This is a genomic window from Enterobacter cloacae complex sp. 2022EL-00788 (assembly GCF_026627565.1).
GTDB classification, from domain to species: domain Bacteria; phylum Pseudomonadota; class Gammaproteobacteria; order Enterobacterales; family Enterobacteriaceae; genus Enterobacter; species Enterobacter pasteurii.
Window position 1 is genome coordinate 269,158 of the sequence record NZ_JAPNMC010000007.1, and the last position, 22,457, is coordinate 291,614.

A 22,457-nucleotide genomic window follows, 5' to 3' on the forward strand; every position below is an offset into this window, starting at 1 on the left:
CCCGTCGCTTTTCCTGGTATTCAGGAACCCAAAGCGCATAAGGTCGGGCAGGCAGACTGTGTTTTTCTTTGCTGAACGTCCGCGGCTACAGGCGTTCAGCAAAAACGGCGGACGGGAGACCCCGTCCGCACGAGACTCAGGCGGTGGCGCGTTCGTTCCAGGAATCGGAATGAATGATGTTGCCGTCCTTGTAGGTCCAGGTGATTTTTTCGTAGCGAAGCTCAATCTGCTCCAGGTGGTTGTGCTTCTCGAAAGACGGATCCTTGATGTCATGCATCACCGGATTCACCTTCACCACCTTCACGTTCTCAAGCTTCGTGTTGAAGTACTCCACTTCCTGGCCGGCATCGTTGATTTTGTACCACTTGAATTCCGCAGATTTCAGGGTCTGGCCGGTGGTCACCGCCTTGTACAGATACGGGCTGGAGGAGTCGATTTCCTTGGTGAACAGGAACGGCGTGTGGATACGCGTGCCGGTCAGCTTGCCGGTGTTGTTGTCGGTCGGGATGTACAGGTTGTGTTCCTGAGCGACAACTTCGATGCTGCCTTCACGATCCTGAACGTCCACGGACCCTTTGATGTCCGCACCGCCGTCGTCCTTCAGCCACAGATAAACAGGAATTGCCATGTTAATTACTCCATTTCATTTTTTGAGACGCCATCATCCTGCGATGGCGCGGGTGTGTTGCCCGGCAGCTGACAGGCATTCGCCTGCGGCACCAGACTGATTTCGACACGGCGGTTGAGCGCCCGGCCTTCCGGCGTGTCGTTGGTGGCGACAGGACGGCTTTCGCCGTAGCCCTGCACCGCAAAGCAGCTCTCCGGCACATCGCCGGTGTCGCGCATCCAGTCGCGCACCGCTGTGGCGCGAGCCTGTGACAACCTCTGGTTAAGACGCGGGTTACCGGTGTTATCCGTGTGGCCACTGACCACGATCAGCCAGCCGGGTTTCGCCTTAATGCCGACCAGCGCGTTCACCAGTACTTTTGTGGAGCCGGGTTTAAGTTCGGCTTTGCCGGAGTCAAACAGTGAGAGGCTGTCCAGGCGGACGGTCTTCGGCCCCTGCACCACCTTATTAATGACCGGGCGAGGAGGAGGTGGTGGCGCCCAGTCACTGAGCGCAGCCTCCACCGGCGGGATCAGACGCAGCCCCTGATACAGGCCCAGCCCGTACCGCAGCGGCGCGCCGCGACGTAGCCAGTCATCCAGCAGATTACTGTCCGCTTTGAGGCGCTGTTGTGCCTGCGCCTTTGGTGCAGGAGGCTTCCCGTCCAGACGATGGTAAAGCGCCAGATGATCGCCGACGCTGTTGAGCAGCCGCTGGTTATTAATAAAGGAGGCCAGCATTGCCAGCAGCAGAAACAGGCCTGCAATCATTCCGGCCTGACGCCAGCGTTGCTGGCTGCGGCTGAGTCCACGGCGGCGTGACAGCCCCGCCAGCAGAATATCCGGCAGGGGCAATATCGCCGCCTGCATGTCAGCCGACGGCGGCAGGGTCGTGAGGGCCGTGATATGCTGCTGCCACAGGTTGTCCGCTTTTGCCGCCACCGGTGCCAGGCAGAATCCCGCGGCTACGGGAGGCAGTGCAGGCAAATCGCCCTGGCGGATATTAAGCTGCGCGCCCACCACACGGTCGTACCATGCCTGCATGGCATCCAGCCAGAAGGCCTCCCCCAGGCGTGACAGACGGTCTGTGGCAGGGCTTTCCCGCAGCCAGTCGCTCACGGGGATCGCCCCCAAAGCCGGCAGACGCACCCGGACACCCGGCAGGTCCGGCGTTACGGTAAACCAGCGGACAGATATGTCATCCTCTGAGACATCCGGCCGGGACGGCCCTGAAACCATCAGAGTCACCAGCACCGGCGGCAGGCCGTTCAGCCACGGGCGACACTGCGCCACCGCCCGTTGCCAGGTCCGCAGCCACTGCCCGAACATGTCATCCGAGGTATGATGCTCCGGCAGAAGGCCCAGCATAACGGCCACCTGCGGAACGAGCGCAGGGCGCACGGTCGCAAGCTGTTCTGCCAGAACAGGAAGTTGCTCCGGATTCTCTACCGGCAGCCACCAGCCCGAAGGCGTTTCCCGGAATGGCTGACTCGATTCAGACCAGGCCGTAGCATCACCGATAATGAACAGCACGCTGCCCTGATAATCCTCCGGAGGCAGGTGGTCAGCACTGAAACGACTCAGGGCATCACGACGGGACTGCCGCAGGTGCCACTGACGCCACAGCACAAGGCCCGCAGCCGTGACAATCACCAGACAGAGGATCCACCGGGTTGTGACCGACAGCGGCCAGAAGCCGAGGATCAGCCACAGGCTTAAAAACAGGGCCAGCAGCGTCAGCAGAAGACGGGAACGTTCGTGCATGTTCATCCCAGCCCCGTAATCTGCGCCACCTGCCCGGCCAGCAAGGATGAGAGCACAAACCAGACTACCGCCAGCGCCACGATCCCCGCGCCCCATGACAGCCAGTACATCCGCCGCCCGGTTCGACGCCCGGCAGCCCGGACCACCACTGGCGCATCCTGACTGAGGGCGAATGGCGGTACCCGTTCGCCCAGAGCGCGCACTACATCTTCACGGCGCTCGTCATCCTGGCTACGGTACTGGCCGGTAAAGCCGAGCTGCAGGGTACGGTACAGACACATCAGCACCACCGGATCCGCTACCGGGGCTTTTAACTGCTCGCGAATACGCTCCCAGAGCTCCTCACCTGCATCAAGCCGGCCAAAAAAGTGCGCCTGCAGCGGGTCCTGCTGCCAGGTGCGCCAGCCATCATCTGCTTTGCCCCGGTTAAGGACGCTCTCGTCCAGCAGGGCGCAAAATGCATAGAGCATGGTATCGATGTTCGCCTGGCTGAAGCCTGCCTCAGCCAGTTTGTCACGCGCCTGCGTGACCAGCTGCCGGGCCTTTCGGTACAGCGCCCTGCCGTCCTGCACCTCCTGGCCGCTACGCAACTGGCTCACCATCAGCCAGCCGGGATAGAAAATCTGTTCAGCCTGAATGATTCCGGATTGATTCATGTCCGCAGCACCGCAAAGAGTTCCAGTTTCACCTCACCCAGCGAAGCCGGGGTATAGAAGGTACAGTTTCCCGCGTCCAGCATGGCCCGCGCCGCATCCGTACTTAAATCCAGCGCGAAATACTGGTTTTCCAGCCGCAGCGGAATGGCGGCCGGTACATGGGTGACCGGGCGAATAACCATCCCACTCAGCGCCACATTGACCACCTCGGAGACGTCATCCGGGCTCCCGGCCTTGCACAGCTGCGGGAACTTCGTCTGCAGCTCATGAGCGGGCATGGCGGAGCGAACCGATAACCAGAAATCGGCACCTTCCCTGAGGCGAGCATCATGCAGAGCGCCTCTCCACATCACGCCATCCTGTTTCAGTTCAATGGAGACGACCCGGGACGGCAGGCTGGCTTCAAGCAGTTTGTCTAGCAGGGTGAGCAGCGGTGGGAAAACCTGCTCCGGTGCATCATGACGGTACGCAGGAATATCACGCGTATCGTGCTCAAGAGAGAAGGTCAGCAGGCTGCCGGCAAGCCGGGCAAGTTCACGGTAAACCAGCTCCGGATGACGGTCCGGTACAGCAAGCAGTTCGGCCAGTACGGGTTCTGCGCTGTTCAGGGCATTCAGCAGCCAGAACAGCGACACATCAGCCACCGCAAAATCGGCTAGCCGGGCATTGCTTTCCCGACGCATGGACATCAACCGCTGACGGCGGGCCTGAAGACGATGCAGTAAGTCGGAAAGATCGCAGACCAGTGCCGGGCAGGCCGACAGTGCAAGCAGTGGCGGGATAAAGCTGCTGTCGCGCCGCCACAACCCCTGCGCATCCCGTACCAGCCGGGTGACCGGACAGGTCAGGTACGCCGCATTCTCCTGATGGGCCATGCGCAACGTCAGGCTGTGACGCAGGACAGCCAGCTCGCTGCGCTCATGTCCGGCGAGCTCCTGTACGGTAACCCGTTCAGCTTTCCAGCGGCGCGGACGCTCGCTGTCGCTGCCGTCATCAAGATTGCCACCGTTTGCGCTGAGCAACGGCAGGGCCAGCACGATATCCACGGACGTTCTGCCTGAGGCGGCCGAGAGATCGCAGACAGGCGGCAGGTTGTCAGACAGATCGGTATCAATCAGCGTGCCGTCCGGGAAGCGGACGGTCAGGCGTGTAGCGTTCAGGCGGGAAAGCGCCAGCAGGCTGTCATCAAACTCTGCCGCCACCACGCCCCACGGCTGTGCCAGCCCCATTCGGGCCACCGTATCAACCATATGGGCATCCCATATGGCCTGCTGCTGGAACTGTTGCGGGGCCAGAAAGGCCCCGTCTTCCCATAACGGGCGAAATATTTTCATCCCTGATGCCCCGACTTATGCTTTGGCTTTCGGCATCTGGCTGACCAGCGACAGGTTCACATCCATGCCTTCCACCTGGAAGTGCGGCACGGCAAACAGCTGTACGCGGAAGAAGCCTGGATTATCCTCAATGTCTTCCACCACCACTTTTGCCTCACGCAGCGGATGAGACGCCTGCAACGCATCGCCTGGATCGGTCATTTCGGTGACCAGGCCTTTCACCCAGTTGTTGAGTTCCAGTTCCAGCAGACGGCGGTCCTTGGTGGTGCCGATGTTTTCACGCTGAATAATCTTCAGGTAGTGCGCAATGCGCGACAGCAGGAAGATATACGGCAGGCGGGCGTTGATACGGCTGTTGGCCGTCGCATTAGCGGTGTCATACAGTGCCGGTTTCTGCGTGGAGTTCGCGGAGAAGAAGCAGGCATAATCGCGGTTTTTGTAGTAAGAAAGCGGAATGAAGCCCAGATTTGAGAACTCAAATTCACGGGTTTCCGGGATCATCACCTCAGACGGGATTTTCACCTGGCTGCCGGTACCCAGATCGTACAGGTGGATCGGCAGATCCTGCACTGCGCCGCCAGCCTGCGGGCCACGGATCTGAACGCACCAGCCGTTGTTGATAAAGCTGCGAACCATATTGGCGGCAAAAGCGAATGACGCACTGGTCCATAGATACTTCTCGTGATCCGGGCCTTTCACCTCTTCCACATAGTTGAAGCTGCGCACCGGCACCGTATCCGGACCGTAAGGCAGACGTCCCAGCACGCGCGGCATCACCAGACCGATATAGCGGGAGTCATCCGTCTCACGGAAAGATTTCCATTTGATATATTCCGCGCGGTCAAAGTAGTTGCCGATATCCTTGATGGCAGCCACCTGCTCCATATTTTCCTTGAGGAAAAATTTCGGCCCGGCAGAGCCAATAAACGGCATGTGGGCTGACGCCGATACTTTGGAGATATTGCGCATCAGCGCCACATCCTGCGGGCTGGCGTCGAATTCATACGCGGAGATCACCGCCCCGATCGGTTCACCGCCCGGGGTGTCGTATTCTGCGATATAGGTGTGTGCGTACAGTCCGCTCTGGATAATTTCCGGAGAGTCTTCAAAATCCTGGCGCAGGTCTTCTTTGGAGACGTCGAGGATTTCGGTTTTGACGTTCTGGCGATAATCGGTGTTGTCCACCAGGTGCTTCAGACCACGCCACAGCCCCTCAACCCGCTGAAATTCCGGGTTGTGCATCACGGCATCCAGCTGGCGGCTAATCTGGTAGTCCAGCGTGGCAATATGATGGTCAATCAGGGTCTTATCCAGCTTCTCAACTTTTGCACCTGATTTACTCAGGCACTCCAGGAACACCTGCATCCCGGCGGTCAGACGCTCGTCAGCGCTCGCGTCAGACATGGCCTGCGCATCCTGCCAGATATCCAGTGCGCTCAGTTCAGAAACCGGGCTGAGATTGATTTTCTCAAACAGGGAAGCATAAACGCCGCCCGTCTGCGGTCGTTCCAGCACAACACTTTCGCCCGTAACGGCATTTTGATTTTGTACAGACATCAGCATTTCCTCATTAATCCGTTAATTCATTGCGACCGTTACGGCTGTTTCGGTGCCAGAGCAGACAATTCATCGCGCAGTTCGCGGCTGAGCGCCGGGTCAAGCAGGATTTTTTCCAGCTCTTTTCGGAAGCCCTGGTTATCCAGCAGATTCGCTTTCAAATCGCGAAGCAAATTGCGCATGGCGAGCATGGCCTTCAGCTGGGGAATCTGGCGCGCAACCTCTTCTGGCGTAAAGTCCTTGATGTCGCGAAATGTCAGGCTGATATTCTCTTCGCTGCCATCACCCGCCAGCGTATTTTCAACGGTGAGATTCACTTTCGGGGAATATTCGGAAAGCACTGCATTAAAGTTATTTTTATTTACATCGATTTTTTCACGCTCTGATAACGGTCTTTGTTCTGCACCATTACTGAAATCGCCAGTCACCAGCAATTTAAGCGGCAATTCAACTTTCTTCTGGGCTCCCCCGGTATGTAAATCCAGTTTTAAATTAACGCGCGCCTTCGGAATCTCATTCTGGAAGCTTTTCTCGCTCATAAATCCCTCTTATCACCACTGTGTGAAAGTTTCCTGACTACATCTCTTTACACGCGGATAATAGGGTAAACGCCTTAACAAAATCAAATACGCAGATCTTTGTTTTTCAACTGGAAAATTCTTAAGAATTTTCTTTCAGACAACAGGCAATAATCCGAAAAGCCAAAAACGAGGTGTCCCAACACGCGCGTAAAATCCTCCAAAAATTCTGTAATTCCCAGAACAACTATCTAAAGAAAATGAATAATGCAGTCGCTCGTTAATTTTATTTGCAAAAAGAACAAAAACTGACCTTTCTCAACGCGGTAATTTTTTGCAATCCTTTAGAGAAATATCTTATTAAATTACGTCAATGAATAATTCTGAAATACCTCCGCACCACCAGACGCTACGCGGGGGTGTGCTAAAAAGCGTAATATTTATGTCCATTTCTGGACTATCCCTAAAAAGTGCTAATAAAAATCGATAAGTGTGATGTCAATCACAAATATAAGATCGCCCCACGTTTTGCTATTACGGAAATTCAGGGCAAAAATACCCCTCCATAACAATGAATTGCACCTCAACAGTTGGACACCCAACTGAGTAAGATGCAGATTCATCCATCGTAGCAGGATACCCGGACCGGAACTGATAGCAGCATTTACCGACTAGCATTCCTAGCCTGTCAGCATGAGGGGCAAAAAATTATTTTCTCTTTAACGTTACGCTTTCGTCTGCCCATTCCCACGCTTTATCACCGGTATATCGCCCGTATCATTCAACGCGCCCGGAAACGTCTTCAACCACTGCGCGACTTTCTGCTTATTTATATTCACCACGCTCATCCCTTCCAGGCATCCCCATAATTCTCTTGTATGCTGGGGCGTAATCACAATACAGTCTTTCATAGCCCGGATTTTCACCGGCATGCCGTTGATAAAGCCCGCGCGGGTTAACCAGTCGCCACCCAGAAGAAGGTATTTCATGTCTATGCGCGCATACAGTTCGCAACAGGCAGCACTGTCCTGCGGTGTTTCCGCGCGGGGATGGACGGGCGCCGCATTGGGCGGGTTGCCGTGAAGACGGCGGGCGCTGTTTTTGCGTACCAGCTCGCGGTTTTCAATCATGCCGGTGAAAGCGTCTGATTCTGTTTTGCAAACAGTAAACTCTGGCTTAAAATTCGTCGCAGCCATTTTCAACTCCCTATAAGTTGGTGGTGGTTAGCGGTATGGGGGTGTTGCAGCACCTTCATATCGCGAATCTTTCTTTAAATATTCTTCGATACTTCCTTTGCCGTTCGGCGTAATTTCTGGTGACCATTATACAGGGCTGAATATAAATACAGCGGTTTGGTGTGGGGAAAATTTGGAATTTGCGAGGGGGATTCAGGAAATGAAATCAGACGAATTGAAGCAAGATTCTAATGCAAGGATTTGGTTCTAGATCATTGGAAAGCCTTTCGAGAAGAGCAAGTACAAAGAAGCACTCTTTTTTGTTTAGAGCTGCTGGAGGATATTTTTTTTCTTCTCTGGGTCCAGCTTCGGCCAAAGACGGACCAAAGAAGCCAGTTCATCATCTTCTGTATAGAAGTATGCTATAGGCACTTCGAGAACTTTAGCGAGATGCCGGACAACTTCTATATTTGCCTGGTGGACACCTTTCTCGTAGCGGTTGATACGCGCGCTCGCTGCAAACTCATCTATGCCAGCCAAAATACCCAGGCTTTTTTGCGATAACGCCATGTCTAAGCGCACCTCTTTGAGACGTCGACTGAAGAGCTGATTGTGGGAATTAGATGTTTTCATAACTACGATAATCGTAGTTAATGCCCAACGAAGATACTACGTTTTACGTAGTGCAAGCACTTGATTGATTTTTACGTAAGAATTTCAAAAATCCTCGAGCACCCTCGCAAAACTACGTAAAACGTAGTTTTTATAGATTCCAAAGAAGCTACGAATAACGTAGTATCTCATTAGTCAACTTCCCACAAGGAGATATGAAGAATGGTTTGGTACAAAGCGTGCGTTTTAACTGCTCTCAAAAAGGAAGTTGATTTTGCTCGCCACCTTCGGTCTCAGGGCCTACACAACTATTAACGCTCTTAAGAGACCGTGACACAAAGTAAAATTCTTCTGTGCAGGATCAAGTGGCATCAATTCTGAACTCATACGGCCACGTCGTTACTTCAAATCTTTGGCTCGAGGTTTACATTCAAGAAGAATCAAGCACAGCAAAGAGTTACGTCAAATCATACGTAAATCTTTAACAATTCGTGTTTTATCATCATAAAAATTTCGTTCTAAGAAATTTTTTACGTAAAATATAACGTAATTGCGCCTTTAAAACAGGGACTAGAACATGGCTAACTTTGATGCAGATTATTGCTACTCTTTCCCCGCAGTGAGGGGCGTCCAGGCTGGACGACCATTCTATATCGCCACTTGCCCTATGCGCATCATCCCAAAGATCTTCAGCTTCGATGAGACAGACGTGCCGCCAGAGCTGCGCGCTCAACGTATCTTGAATAAATCACGCATCCCAGAGATGGTGCGTTATTTACTTGAAAACCCAAAAGATTACGTATTTTCTGCATTAACGGCATCCATTGCGGTCGATGTACAGTTTGACGAGTTCGAAAACTCTAACAATCTTGGAACGCTTCGCGTACCAATGGATGCGCAAATTCTTATCAATGATGGTCAACATCGCCGTAAGGCTATCGAGGATGCTCTTTCTGAGCGTCCTGAATTAGGGCAGGACAACATCCCCGTATTGTTCTTCGTTGATGAAGGTTTAAGGCGTAGCCAGCAGATGTTTGCTGATCTGAATAAATACGCCATCCGCCCCAGCCCATCACTATCCGCGCTTTACGATCATCGCGACGTAAGCTCGAACCTTGCTCGCTATCTTGCGATGTCTATCGAACCCTTTATTGGTCTTACTGAACTTGAGAAATCTAGTATCAGTTTGCTTTCCAATAAACTGTTCACGCTAAGCAGCATTAAACAGGCAACACGCGCCCTGCTTGGTAAAGACCCTAAAGTAGGCAGCATTGAGGACAATACGCACATCGCTACGCTATACTGGCAGGCTATTTTCAAAGTCATGCCAGACTGGCAGCTTGCTGCACGCAAAGAAGTATCTCCGGCGCAGCTCCGCCAGGATTATGTGCATGCCCACGGTATCGGTTTGCAGGCTTTGGGCCTTCTGGGCCGTTCACTACTGGCTGAAGAACCCGAACACTGGCAGGAAAAACTTACGAAGCTAAAAACCTTTGACTGGCGTAAAAGCAATCCTGAGATGATTAAGCGCGCAATGCAACATGGCAAATTGAGCAAAACCGGTACCGCCATTCAGCTCACGTGCAACGCTTTAAAAATAGCGCTGTCTCTCCCCCTTTCTCCTGAAGAAAAAGAGCTTGAAGCTCAGATGGTTGTATCATGAGTACATTAACTCAGGCCTATGATCTGGCCGACTATGAAGATTTCATAAACGAAGAGCAATTTGCTGGGCGTACTCTCGCTGATTTTGTCTCTGAAGTTCAGCGCGTCTACTGCGCAGATAAACGCCCTTGGGTAATTGGCTACAGTGGTGGCAAAGACTCTTCGGCAGTTATTACCCTTGTTTACCTGGCATTGATGGGTCTTCCGCCGGAAATGCGTACGAAGGATGTGTTTGTCGTTTCCTCAGACACGCTCGTAGAAACGCCGGTTGTAGTAGACCTCATCAAAAAAACGATGCTCCAGATTGAAGCTGGCGCTAAACGCGACGGCTTACCGATAACACAACATGCTGTAACGCCAAAAACCAACGAGACATTCTGGGTAAACCTGCTTGGTAAAGGCTATCCAGCGCCTACCCGTAGTTTCCGTTGGTGTACAGAACGAATGAAAATCAACCCGGTAAGTGACTTTATCAAAGATAAGGTCAGCCAGTTTGATGAAGTTATCGTCGTTCTTGGATCGCGCAGCAGTGAAAGTGCATCACGTGCTCAGGTTATTGCAAAGCATAAGATTGACGGCTCGCGCCTTGCACGCCATACCACCCTTTCGAATGCCTTCATTTACACCCCGATTGATACCTGGGATGTTGAAGACGTATGGAAATTACTGCGTGGTGCATTCAGATATGCGCCTGATGATATTGACGAGTGGGAAAGCCCTTGGGGGGGTAATAACCGCCCGCTGTGGACTCTTTATATGGATTCCTCAGCTCAGGGTGAATGCCCACTAGTTATTGATGACAGCACGCCTTCCTGCGGTAACTCACGCTTTGGTTGCTGGACATGTACTGTCGTCACAAAAGATAAAGCGATGGAAAGCTTAATCCAGAACGGTGAAGAGTGGATGTCGCCACTTCTGAAATTCCGCGATCTGTTGGCTTTCACAACCGATCCAGTAAACAAAGATACCTACCGCAACTATAAGCGACGCACAGGTAAAGTGAGCTACCAGTATGCGAAGGATGGCGAAGAACTTACCGCTGAGCGTAAACATGTTCCAGGCCCATACTGGCTTAAGTATCGGCAAGAATGGTTGAAAGATTTGCTGACGATTCAGCGTGATATGAACGCCCAAGGTCATACAATTACATTAATCACAGAACCAGAACTGCATGCTATACGCCAGCAATGGTTAAAGGATCCCAACGAGCCTGACTGGTACGACACATTACCGGGCATTTATCGCGAGGTTTATGGCGAGGATTTGGACTGGGTTATAGACGATCAATCACGTTTCGACGCCAGCGATGCCGAACTTCTTGAGCAAATTGCCCAAGGATTTGATGTTGTACCTGAAATGGTAATGAAATTGATCGAGCTTGAAGTTTCGATGGAAGGCCTTAGCCGCCGCCAGGGGATCTTCGACAAGCTAGGGACGATCCTCAAGCAAGACTGGGGAAGTCTTGAAGAGATAAAACAACAGCAGGAAGCTTTGCAGAAACGTAATGAGCGTGATGTTCATCAGGAAGAAGTGGCAAGCATAGAAGCTGAACTGCAGATGCTGCAGCAGAGAATTGCCGAAGTCAGCGAACCAAGCCTGCATACCAGTGAGGAAAAAGAACGTGTTAATTAAACAGCTGGTACTGCGTAATTATAGGGTTTTCAATGGAACGCATGTTATCGATCTGGCCCCTAAAAAACGACAGATCGACGATAACCCCCGCCCTATCGTTTTGTTCGGTGGGTTAAACGGTGCAGGTAAGACATCAATACTTTCTGCTATCCGCCTGGCCCTTTACGGAAGGCTTGCATTTGGTGCAACAACTCAGCAGCAAGAGTATGTGGAAGAGCTTAGCGCTCTGGTGCACAACGGCTCAACTTTGGGTGAACAACCCGATGAGGCTTCAGTCGAGCTTATTTTTACCTACAATAAAGGTGGCCAAGAGGCTGAATTTACCGTTACCCGCACCTGGCAAAAAGGTAAGCGAGACAAATTATCCTTACAGCAGGATGGCAAACTCATTGAAGGACTTGGCTATGATCAATGCCAGGGTTTCTTAAATGAGCTTATCCCCCACGGCATAGCAGACCTGTTCTTCTTCGATGGTGAAAAAATTGCGGAGCTTGCTGAGGACGAATCGGGAAATATCCTCCGTACGGCTGTGCGTCGTCTGCTGGGCCTGGATCTAATCGAGAAGCTCCGGAACGATTTAACGATTTTCGTTAAACGCCAGCAATCAGGTCAACTGGCTGAATCTCAGCAGCAGAAACTACTTGAACTTGAGAAACAGATTAAAGAATTTGCCTTTAAGACCGAGCAAATTCTTGAAAAGGCTGATTTCGCTAAATCGCGTATTGATCTGATCTCCAAGGAAATTGTGCAGAACGAGACCCTTCTAAATGCGCAAGGAGGGGCTTTTGCTCAAACAAAAACCCAGGAGAAACAGAAGGTCGAGACGCTTTTAAAAGAAAAAGATCGTCTGGAAAAAGCGCTTCGTCATGAGTGTGATAGCTCATTACCGTATGCTTTAGCACCAAAGACTCTAGGTCTTTTGCTAGAACAGATTAGTGCTGAGACACGAATAAAACAGGCAAATAGCTTCGAGAAGGAATTGAATCAATTTCTTACGCAACTCAAAAGCGACATTTCGTTCCGCTCAGGAAGCACAGGGAAAATTGCTGCTGAAGCAATAGAAGATAATCTTAAAACGTATCTTGCTGATAAGCCAAAAGGTGAATTGCTGTTTGACATATCTGAACGTGAAGCCGGGATGATTCAGCAGTCCATCGAACAGGATAGTAAAAAAGCCTGGCAACGTTTTGACCTTTATCGTAACCAGCTGGCAGAGGTAGAAGAACAGCTAGAGCAAGCCGCCGCAAACATCGCCCGGGCGCCGGAAGATGATCAGCTAATGGATATTTTTGAAAGACTCCGAGAACTGGATCGCCAACGTGAAGCTAAGCGGCAGGAGTATCGCTCATTGCTTGAAGAAGCAAAAAATACCAAACAACAGCAACTTGATTGCGCTCGGCAGATTCAAAAGGCTCACGACGCAGCGCACAACCAGCACAGCTTTAATAGCGCGTACAATAATGCACAAGAGACAATCTGCTTGCTTGATCGCTACAGTGAACTGTTAACGCAGGCGCGAGTAAAAACCCTCTCAGCTAACTTTGAAGTTGCGTACCGTAAGTTAGCCAGGAAAGAAGACTTGCAGCTGAATGCGCATATCAATCCAGAAACATTTGATGTTGAACTGGTGGATGAGAACAACAAAGTTATCAATCGTAAACTACTCTCCGCTGGAGAGAAGCAAATTTATGCGATAGCGATTCTTGAAGCGCTGGCTAAAACATCCGGGCGAGATCTACCTGTCATTATAGATACTCCTCTAGGACGCTTAGATTCTCAGCATAGAGATAAACTTATTAATCATTATTTCCCATATGCAAGTCATCAGGTCGTGTTGCTCTCGACTGATACAGAAGTGGATGAAAAGTATTTTGTGGATCAACTTAGAGATGATATTTCTCATGCATATGAAATCGTATTTAATGCTCGAACAAAATCATCTGCACTTAAACCAGGCTACTTCTGGGAATTAACTAAGGAGGCAGTATAATGCTCCCGAATAGAATGCAACTAAGTCGTCAGACAGAAGAACAATTAAAAAAACTGAAAGGTTATACTGGTATAACACCAAATATATCTGCAAGATTGGCATTTTTTCGATCTGTAGAAAGTGATTTCCGTTACACTAGCACCTATTCCAACAAAAAGCTTGATGGTTCTCTAGTTCTAGATAAAATTACTTGGCTTGGAGAAACATTACTGCTAACAGAGCTTGTCCTTACAATGCTTTATCCTAAGTTAGATAAAAAAGATTATATCAAAGCTTGGGCTGCTCATGTGGAAGATGGAATTTCGAGCTTAAGAAATCATAGAAGTCTAAAAGAGTTCTCAAGAAGTATTTAAATAGAAGCCACCTCTAATGAGGTGGCTTGCATAAAAACTCAATATGTTTAAAATTTAAATACTAATAACTTTCAGCATTTACACATTGTTTTGTCAAGCTTCCAAATAGAAGTAGCTAAATCCGTGAGAGCCTCGCACCTATAAAAAATCTGTTCTTCACTCCACTCATGAAGCTTTGAAATAGTTCTCGCACCATGAAATTCTGATGTCGAAAGGATTTTTTTCTTCTCATCAAAAATAGCGTTTTTTATTTTTCTATTTTTACCTTTCTCGAGAAGAATAGTATTGCCAATAGAATTAATCCATCTTGGGTAAGGTTTACTAAATAAATTCATCTCTTCCCCCCATGAATCACAATTTTTTGGTAAAACATGTTCAAGATCGACTTCTAAAAAATCGGGTATAAGTGCCTTCGTAGAACCTAAATGAAGTTCTATTTTGCAAGCAATATATTTGAGGATAGTAGAGCTTTCTGTTTCGTAATTTGAAAAGCTTTCTTTAAACGAACTTTGCACCTTTTCGATTAACGGTAAAAACCCCTCAAGAATTTGATCATTACTCTTCCCTGTCTTCATATCAGTTAACATTTTTTTGAATAAGGAGTCAATTTCCCCTATACCATAATCACAAATCGTCACCCAACGGAACAAGAGATTTAAAGATAACTCTGACAGTCTTTCCAGAATAGATTCATTATTCTTCATGGCATACAAAAAACATGGAAGATGAATTGTATAGCCTAAAAGATTCATCTCAGCCACTTTTTCTGCCCATTTACCACTGGTATTGATTTTAGGCCAATTTAAATTAGACTTGTTTTTTAGTTTATCAAATGAATCGGCATTATTGATTAAATTACTTAGGAATTTCCTTGTGTTGGCCTCGTTGTTTCCGATTGTTTTTCTAATTGTTTTATATAACGTTGCCTTAGTAACATCCATAGACTCATAAGCATTCCAATATACTTTTATATAATCTACAAAGCTGGCAGGAACAACTTGTATTTTCTTTACCAGATCATCCCATTCACTTAAAGCAGCATCTTGATAATTATTTGAAACATTACTGAGAATTTTATTTTTAAGTAAATCAGCAACTGATAAATCCATGCCTTTTGAGTTCAAAGATTCAAAAATAACATAAGCATCAAAATCGTCTTCAACCGTAATTGTTACAAATTTCAGCTTTGTAATTATGAATCTGAAAAATTTCTTCATTTCATTTAACGAATCACTTCTTCCAAAAAAATCTTTCCTTATTTTATCTTGAAAAAATCGTTTTGCTTTGGTTACTCTATTAGATTTATTACTAATATTAGTTGTAATCTCTCTAAGTGAGATATCTAATGCATCTTCAAAAAATTTCGAGTCTTTATTGTTTGCTCGTAAATAATAGTCATCTTGTTTAATGTGCCTATTTACACTTGCAAACAAAGAGTCAGCAATATCCTCTCTTTTTTCGTAGGAGCAATTTAGATCATTCTCTGAAATGAGACCATCAGAAACCAACTTTGAATAATCCTGAATAACAGAAAGAAGCAACATAAAACTAATTGTACGTTGCTGACCATCAACAATGTCATAATGAGTTGTATTTTTTTCTCGACTAGCCAAGAGCAAAGTGCCCATGAAATATTCTTTTCCATCACTGTAGGATGTAATGATGTCATTCCATAGTTCAGTTAGCTCATTATTTGACGTCCAAGAATAATCCCTTTGATATCTTGGTATAAAATAACGCGTATCTAATCCATAAAATATTTGTTCTAAATTCTTACCATCAGCTTTAATATTCATTTTCGCCCCTTATTACAATAATTTAGTTTAGATTGAGTCTATTTCAAAAAAAGAGGGGTAATATTTGTAGTTCTTTTTAAACTCTAAGACCTCTTCTTGATTAAATATTTTCTTATCAAAAATTAAATTATCATCACCAGGCATCTTTTCCATGAGATATCTTATTTCTTTATTAGTTAAATTCGGTACTTTAATCTCATATGAACAATCACTATCTTTATAGAAAAATAATTCATTAGCTCGGCAGCTTTCAATTTTCGCTTGTTCACTCGAGTTAAAAATAACAAAACTTAGAGTTGACATTCTAGCACCGTCTGCATAATCAAAGTAAGCAACTTGTTGGAGCTTGAACTTATCTTTATCTAAAATAGATATATTACGCTTAGACAGCACACTTTCAATTTGTGAAATAATTACTTGACGAATAAATTTAGAAAATTTAATTTTATTTGTCCACCCACGCTCATCAAAATCTCCTGGGATAAATTGCTTACCAAAAACCTCTTCGAATTTGCGTCTGTATAACTTGTCAACATTCCTTCCGAAATGTTGAATAAGTTCTTTTTCCCTATAAGGTTCAGAATTATAACTCAACGTGATTATACTTCCACTTGGTAAGCGCTCAACAATAGTAGACAAATCAGTCAACATTATTTTTGAAAATGCTGAGTCGTAATCCAACCAAACTATCGATTTTTTTGTAAGGTTTAATTTTGGCAAAACTTCATTTGAATGACCAAATTCTAACTTCACGCAATCATATGGTTTATTAAATAGATATTTTTCTTTAAATCGAGTATCGCTCTCAATACTTGTCATATCTTGGATATTGAGATATCTGTGAAACATTATAAAATCAACAAAATACTTTGAACCGAAACCAATATACTGGTAGTCAGAAAAAACACCGACAGGTGAAAGACGGACAAAAATATCCCTGAGCATTTTTCTCTCAATATTTTTCGCCGCCCGAATGCTATAATTGATAATATTTCCAGAATTAGCCATTTTGCAGCTCATATTTCATGTAATATTTAAACGTTTCTATACCAACTTCCTTGTTCGTTGTAACATTCAATGCTTCTTTAGCCAATTCAAGATCTTTCTGCAAGATTGTATATTGTACCACTCCCACTTCAGGAAGTGATTTTTTCTCTGCCGCATCAGGTCTTACAAAATCTGTATCTTGTTCAACTTCAAATAGCTGAATATTATTAGCATTATCAATTGCATTATTCAATGGCCTAATATCTATAGCGCCATCTCTAAATGCCATATCTTCTTTCATTCTTTCCTTTAAGAAGGATATCACAGGCCTTGCTGCAACTTTCATTTCATGCAATGCCGCTCTATAAACAGCATTATCTCTGTCTATTCCTGTTTTAGTTGTTGTCCATGGAAGCTTACTTGAATCTTCACAATTAAACTCAACAACCCCTCTGAAATATGCATAATCAGGATGATATTTTGGAATGCCATCAACTTGCCATCCAGTAATATTACTTTGTTCGGCAAATTCAACTAAGCGGCCATTACATATAATATACCACCCACCTTCTTCTAGACTTCTAGAGGAAACCCCTGCCATGACATTAACTGAAACTCCGTTAATATCAATTAATTTCCTATAAACGCCTAGCTCTGGTGACGAAAGAAACGTCAGTTCAAATTTGGATATTTTCGCTCCATTTAAATTAATATTCATGCCAGAGTTGATGCTTTTGAAATGCGCAACTGAAATTTCATGACTCAAAGAGTTGATAAAAATAGCCTGATTTAATTGCTCATTGATCTCTCTATATAAGTTGCTTACAGAAATTATTGTTTCACCGTCATTTAAATGATAGTCGGCCTGAGACTCATCATAAATAATATCAAATGTCCACTCTTCATTCTTTTTCCATTCATCAACATCTATATTAATACAAAAATATTCATTATTTTTCTTAGATGCCACATGGAAATTTCTTCCTAGTTTGAAAAGAGTTCTTTTCATCCCAACACCAAATTGCCCAACTGAATTTGGTGTTGGAGGACTTTTTTTTGACCGACCAAATCTAAACGCATAATCTTTAGCAGCCTTAATATCCATACCGCCACAATTATCAAAAATAATAAACTTATTATCTTCTATAGTGAGTGTGACATCGGCAAATTTCTTGTCATTTTTTCTGGCGGCATCGATGCTGTTATCAATAAGATCCAAGATAGCTCTATCTAATGCGATATCTCTTGTTAACATATCGATGAAAAATTCCTTAGTAGGACTGGCATCAATTTGTTCAGTCATCATAAACTCCTGAAAGTGCGAATCAAGTGTAATAAAAATATTACCTTAGTTATCAATGGATAGAGATTAACTCCATTGACATTGGCAACGCAAATAGAATATGTACAAGACTGGGTTGTGTCACACTAGTTGTAAAATTAGATGCGTATAAAAACCTGTTATTTCAATATGTTATAAAATACAATATTGAAACATGCTTTTTAAAGACTAAAGGGATGTACTTTAAACTTTTGATAGCTGAACTTAATACTAATGCAAAAAGAGATTTTGGTGCCGAAGGCCGGACTCGAACCGGCACGTATTTCTACGGTTGATTTTGAATCAACTGCGTCTACCGATTTCGCCACTTCGGCACTGAAGGGGATGCGGAAACGTTGTGGATTATACCTGTCGCGCGCCGCCATGCAAGCGACGACGCGCTAAACACGCGCTAAGTGCCCAAAAAACCAGCGCTACCGTCAGTCCAGCTCAGACACCGCCAGCCGAATCACCCTCGCCGCCTTCTGCTCCGGCAGCGCCAGCACCTTCGCCCACATCTCCTGCACCATATCGCAGGAGAGCTTCTCTTTGCCCACCGCCTTCTCCGGCATCTGCAGCAGCTGGATGTCCTCGCCGTACTTATCGGCAAGTGCCTTCATAATCGGCCGCACATCTTCGACAGCCGCCTCACGCTCGGCCGGGGTCACGGTGTGGCTGTTTTTGCCGTAGGCCGCGCGCATCATGTCGGCGTCGGCCTGCATACGCCGGGCCATCAGGTCTTTATCCAGCATGCGCATCGGGTTCACGCCGCCCTTCACCATCGGGTAGAGGAAGCGGAAGCAGGCGTCGTCGCTCACCTTCTGGATGGCGGCGGTCTGCTCCATATTGATGGTCATGTAGTTCACCACGTTGGCGTCCGGGGCGTTCTGCAGGCGCGACATCTGCAAATGCAGGATCTGCGGCTGGATGGTGTCGATAATCTGCTGCTCTGGCTCCCCCGCTTTTTGCAGGGCGGCCATCTGGTCGAGGATGCGCTGATGCAGCGCGGGCTCCTGCTCCTTAATCACCTGCCAGGCGGGCATCGCGTTGAGGGCGTTATCCATCTGCCGTTCCGGGGCGCGCTGCCTGTCGAAAAACACCCAGAACGCCACGGCGGCAGCCGCAATGATGACAATCACAATACGGGTCCACGTTTTATTCATCTCGCATCCTTATCCTTGAGTTATGCCGGTTTACACCGGCACGCCGCTGTGGAAGCGAAACTCGTTGTCCGGTGTCGAGATAAGTGTGGCTTCAATTTCGCCAAAAAGCTGTATGCGCGGTGAGATATCGTCGTCGCTCACCTGCCGGGCCAGCGTCAGGTAGTCCTGATAATGGCGCGCTTCCGAGCGCAGCAGCGAGAGATAGAACTTCTGCAGGTCGTCGTCGAGGAACGGGGCCAGCGCGGCGAAGCGTTCGCAGGAGCGGGCTTCGATGTAGGCGCCGCAGATGAGCTTGTCGATCAGCGTCAGCGGTTCGTGGGTGCGCACTTCCTTCAGCATCCCTTTGGCGTAGCGGCTGGCGGTGATTTTGACGTACGGAATGTCGCGGGCCAGCATCGCCTCGCGCACCTGCCAAAAGTGGTGCAGCTCCTCTTTAATCAGCAGCACCATGCTGTCGATGAGCGCCTGGCCCCACGGGTCGTCGGTTTTGGGCATCACGCTTTTGCCAATCTGCCTGTGCAGGGCGATGAAGTCCGGCTCCGGGCCGTCGCGGAAGGTGAACAGTTCGTAGGGCTTGAGCCAGTCGAGCAGCGCGTCGGCACCGCTTTTGTCGGCGACGTATTTACGCACCAGCAGCAGCGCGGTCTGGGCGGCCTTGAGCTCGCACACCATGTGGTCGGTGAGCAGCAGCGGCAGGTTCGCCGGGTCGCGGGCTTTATCAATCCATGCTTGCGGGGTCGGGCACTGGAGGAAGTTGAGTACGGGGGCGAGTATCTGCGGGTAATCCATGGTTCTGCCTTGAAAAAGCGGTGGCGCGCGCCACCGCCTGAAACGCTTAGTGACGCACGCCGTCGTCGTCTTCGTCGACGAAATCTTCGTCGTCGCCTTCTTCGCCGTCTTCACCGTTCGGATCTTCGAAGTAGGTTCCCCAGCCGTCGTATTCCACTTCAAACTTCTCGGCCAGGTTCATCAGCTGTTCTACCTGCGCGTCGATCAGTTCCGCCTTCAGTGCGCCTTCGCTCAGGATGTCGCAGCAGATGACGGTGTCGCCCTCTTCCACTTCCAGCTCTTCCGGCTCGGTTACTTCGTAACCCAGCTTGAAGGCTTCTACCGCCAGTTTTTCCAGCGCGTCAAAATCATCCGCAGAGAAATGGTGCTCGATGGTGTACAGCGCGTCCGGATCGCTACCGTCTTCCAGCAGTTCTTCAATAATCAGACGCGTTTCTTCGCGTTGCTCTTCCAGGTGTTCCGGGTTTGCCATGGCTCAATCCTCTTTAAAGTGCGGCAGATACTTCTATTTTCACACACGGACGGGTTTGCCTCCACCTTTGTTGGAAAGATTTGTGAAACGGGGTTGCAAATGAATAATTACACATATAAAGTGAATTTTAATTCAATAAGTGGCATTCGCCATGTGAGGATAAAATGTCCGATTTGTACAAGAAACACTTTCTGAAATTGCTCGACTTTACCCCTGCACAGTTCAATTCTCTGCTGACTCTTGCCGCACAGCTCAAAGCCGATAAGAAAAATGGCAAGGAAGTACAGAAGCTTACCGGTAAAAACATTGCGCTCATCTTCGAAAAAGACTCAACCCGTACACGATGCTCTTTCGAAGTTGCCGCATTTGACCAGGGCGCCCGCGTCACGTATTTGGGGCCGAGCGGCAGCCAGATTGGGCATAAAGAGTCAATTAAGGACACCGCGCGCGTGCTCGGGCGGATGTACGACGGCATTCAGTATCGCGGTCACGGCCAGGAAGTGGTCGAGACGCTGGCGCAGTACGCGGGCGTGCCGGTGTGGAACGGGCTGACCAACGAGTTCCACCCGACACAGCTGCTGGCGGACCTGCTGACCATGCAGGAGCACCTGCCGGGCAAGGCGTTTAACGAGATGACGCTGGTCTACGCGGGCGACGCGCGCAACAACATGGGCAACTCGATGCTGGAAGCGGCGGCGCTGACCGGGCTGGATCTGCGTCTGGTGGCCCCGAAGGCCTGCTGGCCGGAAGAGAGCCTTGTGGCTGAGTGCAGCGCGCTGGCAGAGAAGCACGGCGGGAAGATCACGCTGACGGAAGACGTGGCGGCGGGCGTGAAGGGTGCGGACTTTATCTATACCGATGTGTGGGTGTCGATGGGCGAAGCCAAAGAGAAGTGGGCGGAGCGGATTGCGCTGCTGCGCGGGTATCAGGTGAACGCGAATATGATGGCGCTCACCGGCAACCCGGACGTGAAGTTCCTGCACTGCCTGCCGGCGTTCCATGACGACCAGACCACGCTCGGCAAGCAGATGGCGAAGGAGTTCGACCTGCACGGCGGGATGGAGGTGACGGACGAGGTGTTTGAGTCGGCGGCGAGCATCGTGTTCGACCAGGCGGAAAACCGGATGCATACGATTAAGGCGGTGATGGTGGCGACGCTTGGGGGGTGATTGGATCCTCTGCGCGTTGGTGCCCTCACCCCGGCCCTCTCCCACAGGGAGAGGGGGAACATCGGCGCCATTTCATTGATTTTTCACCCCGAAAAAGGTACGTTTTCGCCTTAATTCCAGCGTGGACATACCAGCATTATGCCGATTATTCAGTCTGTTGAACGTGCGTTGCAGATCCTCGACCTGTTCAACGAGCAGGCCACCGAGCTTAAGATCACCGACATCAGCAAACTGATGGGGCTGAGCAAAAGTACCCTCCACTCCCTGCTGAAAACCCTGCAGCTTCACGGCTATATCGATCAGAACCCGGAGAACGGCAAGTATCGCCTCGGCATGAAGCTGGTCGAGCGCGGCCATTTTGTCGTGGGCTCCATCGATATTCGACAGAAGGCGAAAGGCTGGCTGACGGAGCTGTCCCGGCGGACCGGGCAGACCACCCATCTGGGGATCCTGGACGGGCGTGAAGGGGTCTATATCGAGAAGATTGAAGGCAAGCTGGCCGCCATCGCCTATTCGCGCATCGGCCGCCGCCTGCCAGTTCACGCCACCGCCATCGGCAAGGTGTTGATTGCCTGGCTGGGCGAGGCCGAGCTGAACGCCCTGCTGGAAGGCTATCAGTACACCACCTATACCCCTTCCACCCTCGCCTCTCGCGAAGCCTTACTGAGCGCCCTGGCGCAGACCCGCGAGCAGGGTTACGCTCTGGACAGCGAAGAGAACGAGCAGGGCGTGCGCTGCGTGGCGGTGCCGGTGTGGAACCACGAGTCCCGCGTCATCGCCGCCCTGAGCCTGTCGACGCTGACCTCGCGCGTGGACGACGCCGAGCTGGCTAATTTCCGCGAGCAGCTTCAGCAGGCCGGGCTCCAGCTCTCACGCGCGCTGGGCTACCCGGCCTGAGCCG

The 22,457-nt window shown here is 49.1% G+C and carries 21 protein-coding genes and 1 tRNA gene; 7 read left to right on the forward strand and 15 right to left on the reverse strand.

Translation table 11 applies throughout. The annotated features are described in order from the left end of the window. Positions 1-136 precede the first annotated feature (136 nt). The 8 genes from hcp to OWK27_RS13710 all read right to left on the reverse strand — a co-directional run bounded on the left by hcp (position 137) and on the right by OWK27_RS13710 (position 8,243). A complete protein-coding gene (gene hcp / locus OWK27_RS13675) occupies positions 137-628 on the reverse strand; it encodes a type VI secretion system effector Hcp (RefSeq protein WP_001007319.1) in 492 nt (163 codons plus the stop codon). 5 nt (positions 629-633) lie between these two features. Further along, positions 634-2,370 (reverse strand): OmpA family protein, encoded by a 1,737-nt coding sequence (locus tag OWK27_RS13680; RefSeq protein ID WP_267590585.1) that lies wholly within the window; start codon positions 2,368-2,370, stop codon positions 634-636. A 2-nt stretch (positions 2,371-2,372) separates the two neighbouring features. After that, positions 2,373-3,026 carry a type VI secretion system protein TssL, short form gene (gene tssL / locus OWK27_RS13685; RefSeq protein ID WP_267590586.1) on the reverse strand — a complete coding sequence of 218 codons (654 nt, stop codon included), beginning with the start codon at positions 3,024-3,026 and terminating at the stop codon, positions 2,373-2,375. Next, entirely contained in the window at positions 3,023-4,360 is a 1,338-nt protein-coding gene (tssK, locus tag OWK27_RS13690) for a type VI secretion system baseplate subunit TssK (RefSeq protein ID WP_267590587.1), read from the reverse strand. Before tssK ends, tssL begins: the two co-directional genes overlap by 4 nt. A gap of 15 nt (positions 4,361-4,375) precedes the next feature. After that, on the reverse strand, positions 4,376-5,923 hold the full coding sequence (gene tssC / locus OWK27_RS13695) for a type VI secretion system contractile sheath large subunit (RefSeq protein ID WP_267590588.1): 1,548 nt from the start codon (positions 5,921-5,923) through the stop codon (positions 4,376-4,378). Between the two features lie 32 nt (positions 5,924-5,955). After that, a complete protein-coding gene (gene tssB / locus OWK27_RS13700) occupies positions 5,956-6,456 on the reverse strand; it encodes a type VI secretion system contractile sheath small subunit (protein ID WP_014830481.1) in 501 nt (166 codons plus the stop codon). Positions 6,457-7,160: 704 nt separating this feature from the next. Next, positions 7,161-7,631, reverse strand: a complete 471-nt coding sequence (locus OWK27_RS13705; protein ID WP_095907288.1) for a SymE family type I addiction module toxin — start codon at positions 7,629-7,631, stop codon at positions 7,161-7,163. 303 nt (positions 7,632-7,934) lie between these two features. Further along, on the reverse strand, positions 7,935-8,243 hold the full coding sequence (locus OWK27_RS13710; protein ID WP_267590589.1) for a helix-turn-helix domain-containing protein: 309 nt from the start codon (positions 8,241-8,243) through the stop codon (positions 7,935-7,937). A 556-nt stretch (positions 8,244-8,799) separates the two neighbouring features. On the opposite strand from OWK27_RS13710, the gene dndB reads away from it, so the two are divergent. From dndB to dndE, 4 genes are read left to right on the forward strand one after another with little or no spacing between them, the layout of a single operon-like run. Further along, the gene (gene dndB / locus OWK27_RS13715; RefSeq protein WP_267590590.1) at positions 8,800-9,885 is read left to right on the forward strand and encodes a DNA sulfur modification protein DndB; all 1,086 of its coding nucleotides are present in this window, start codon (positions 8,800-8,802) and stop codon (positions 9,883-9,885) included. Further along, positions 9,882-11,516, forward strand: a complete 1,635-nt coding sequence (dndC, locus tag OWK27_RS13720; protein WP_149121090.1) for a DNA phosphorothioation system sulfurtransferase DndC — start codon at positions 9,882-9,884, stop codon at positions 11,514-11,516. Before dndB ends, dndC begins: the two co-directional genes overlap by 4 nt. Then, entirely contained in the window at positions 11,506-13,506 is a 2,001-nt protein-coding gene (gene dndD / locus OWK27_RS13725) for a DNA sulfur modification protein DndD (protein ID WP_267590591.1), read from the forward strand. The genes dndC and dndD overlap by 11 nt, the downstream gene beginning before the upstream one ends. After that, on the forward strand, positions 13,506-13,859 hold the full coding sequence (dndE, locus tag OWK27_RS13730; protein ID WP_149121092.1) for a DNA sulfur modification protein DndE: 354 nt from the start codon (positions 13,506-13,508) through the stop codon (positions 13,857-13,859). The genes dndD and dndE overlap by 1 nt, the downstream gene beginning before the upstream one ends. A gap of 71 nt (positions 13,860-13,930) precedes the next feature. Here dndE and OWK27_RS13735 read toward each other — a convergent pair whose 3' ends face one another. The 7 genes from OWK27_RS13735 to rraB form a co-directional block, all read right to left on the reverse strand. Further along, positions 13,931-15,655, reverse strand: coding sequence for a DUF262 domain-containing protein (locus OWK27_RS13735; protein ID WP_149121093.1), 1,725 nt, complete (start codon positions 15,653-15,655; stop codon positions 13,931-13,933). Between the two features lie 27 nt (positions 15,656-15,682). Further along, the gene (locus OWK27_RS13740; protein WP_267590592.1) at positions 15,683-16,663 is read right to left on the reverse strand and encodes an O-methyltransferase; all 981 of its coding nucleotides are present in this window, start codon (positions 16,661-16,663) and stop codon (positions 15,683-15,685) included. Then, complete coding sequence (locus OWK27_RS13745; RefSeq protein WP_149121095.1) at positions 16,656-17,948, reverse strand: ATP-binding protein; 1,293 nt, start codon at positions 17,946-17,948, stop codon at positions 16,656-16,658. Before OWK27_RS13745 ends, OWK27_RS13740 begins: the two co-directional genes overlap by 8 nt. 265 nt (positions 17,949-18,213) lie before the next feature. Then, positions 18,214-18,298, reverse strand: a tRNA-Leu gene (locus OWK27_RS13750). 105 nt (positions 18,299-18,403) lie between these two features. Beyond that, on the reverse strand, positions 18,404-19,126 hold the full coding sequence (locus OWK27_RS13755; RefSeq protein ID WP_267590593.1) for a topoisomerase II: 723 nt from the start codon (positions 19,124-19,126) through the stop codon (positions 18,404-18,406). A 30-nt stretch (positions 19,127-19,156) separates the two neighbouring features. Further along, positions 19,157-19,915: a tRNA isopentenyl-2-thiomethyl-A-37 hydroxylase MiaE gene (gene miaE, locus OWK27_RS13760; RefSeq protein WP_267590594.1), complete on the reverse strand. Its 759-nt coding sequence runs from the start codon at positions 19,913-19,915 to the stop codon at positions 19,157-19,159. 46 nt (positions 19,916-19,961) lie between these two features. Next, positions 19,962-20,387, reverse strand: a complete 426-nt coding sequence (rraB, locus tag OWK27_RS13765; protein ID WP_039261087.1) for a ribonuclease E inhibitor RraB — start codon at positions 20,385-20,387, stop codon at positions 19,962-19,964. Between the two features lie 99 nt (positions 20,388-20,486). On the opposite strand from rraB, the gene argL reads away from it, so the two are divergent. The 3 genes from argL to xynR all read left to right on the forward strand — a co-directional run bounded on the left by argL (position 20,487) and on the right by xynR (position 22,453). After that, positions 20,487-20,582, forward strand: coding sequence for a putative translational regulatory protein ArgL (gene argL / locus OWK27_RS13770; RefSeq protein ID WP_242527695.1), 96 nt, complete (start codon positions 20,487-20,489; stop codon positions 20,580-20,582). Then, positions 20,552-21,556 carry an ornithine carbamoyltransferase gene (gene argF / locus OWK27_RS13775; protein ID WP_267590595.1) on the forward strand — a complete coding sequence of 335 codons (1,005 nt, stop codon included), beginning with the start codon at positions 20,552-20,554 and terminating at the stop codon, positions 21,554-21,556. The genes argL and argF overlap by 31 nt, the downstream gene beginning before the upstream one ends. Positions 21,557-21,694: 138 nt before the next feature. Next, positions 21,695-22,453, forward strand: a complete 759-nt coding sequence (xynR, locus tag OWK27_RS13780) for a DNA-binding transcriptional repressor XynR (RefSeq protein ID WP_267590596.1) — start codon at positions 21,695-21,697, stop codon at positions 22,451-22,453. Positions 22,454-22,457 lie beyond the last annotated feature (4 nt).

Coding starts and splice junctions, on each gene's coding strand:
- hcp (WP_001007319.1), bottom strand. CDS start 628: ATGGCAATTCCTGTTTATCTGTGGCTGAAGGACGACGGCGGTGCGGAC.
- OWK27_RS13680 (WP_267590585.1), bottom strand. CDS start 2,370: ATGCACGAACGTTCCCGTCTTCTGCTGACGCTGCTGGCCCTGTTTTTA.
- tssL (WP_267590586.1), bottom strand. CDS start 3,026: ATGAATCAATCCGGAATCATTCAGGCTGAACAGATTTTCTATCCCGGC.
- tssK (WP_267590587.1), bottom strand. CDS start 4,360: ATGAAAATATTTCGCCCGTTATGGGAAGACGGGGCCTTTCTGGCCCCG.
- tssC (WP_267590588.1), bottom strand. CDS start 5,923: ATGCTGATGTCTGTACAAAATCAAAATGCCGTTACGGGCGAAAGTGTT.
- tssB (WP_014830481.1), bottom strand. CDS start 6,456: ATGAGCGAGAAAAGCTTCCAGAATGAGATTCCGAAGGCGCGCGTTAAT.
- OWK27_RS13705 (WP_095907288.1), bottom strand. CDS start 7,631: ATGGCTGCGACGAATTTTAAGCCAGAGTTTACTGTTTGCAAAACAGAA.
- OWK27_RS13710 (WP_267590589.1), bottom strand. CDS start 8,243: ATGAAAACATCTAATTCCCACAATCAGCTCTTCAGTCGACGTCTCAAA.
- dndB (WP_267590590.1), top strand. CDS start 8,800: ATGGCTAACTTTGATGCAGATTATTGCTACTCTTTCCCCGCAGTGAGG.
- dndC (WP_149121090.1), top strand. CDS start 9,882: ATGAGTACATTAACTCAGGCCTATGATCTGGCCGACTATGAAGATTTC.
- dndE (WP_149121092.1), top strand. CDS start 13,506: ATGCTCCCGAATAGAATGCAACTAAGTCGTCAGACAGAAGAACAATTA.
- OWK27_RS13735 (WP_149121093.1), bottom strand. CDS start 15,655: ATGAATATTAAAGCTGATGGTAAGAATTTAGAACAAATATTTTATGGA.
- OWK27_RS13740 (WP_267590592.1), bottom strand. CDS start 16,663: ATGGCTAATTCTGGAAATATTATCAATTATAGCATTCGGGCGGCGAAA.
- OWK27_RS13745 (WP_149121095.1), bottom strand. CDS start 17,948: ATGATGACTGAACAAATTGATGCCAGTCCTACTAAGGAATTTTTCATC.
- OWK27_RS13755 (WP_267590593.1), bottom strand. CDS start 19,126: ATGAATAAAACGTGGACCCGTATTGTGATTGTCATCATTGCGGCTGCC.
- miaE (WP_267590594.1), bottom strand. CDS start 19,915: ATGGATTACCCGCAGATACTCGCCCCCGTACTCAACTTCCTCCAGTGC.
- rraB (WP_039261087.1), bottom strand. CDS start 20,387: ATGGCAAACCCGGAACACCTGGAAGAGCAACGCGAAGAAACGCGTCTG.
- argL (WP_242527695.1), top strand. CDS start 20,487: ATGAATAATTACACATATAAAGTGAATTTTAATTCAATAAGTGGCATT.
- argF (WP_267590595.1), top strand. CDS start 20,552: ATGTCCGATTTGTACAAGAAACACTTTCTGAAATTGCTCGACTTTACC.
- xynR (WP_267590596.1), top strand. CDS start 21,695: ATGCCGATTATTCAGTCTGTTGAACGTGCGTTGCAGATCCTCGACCTG.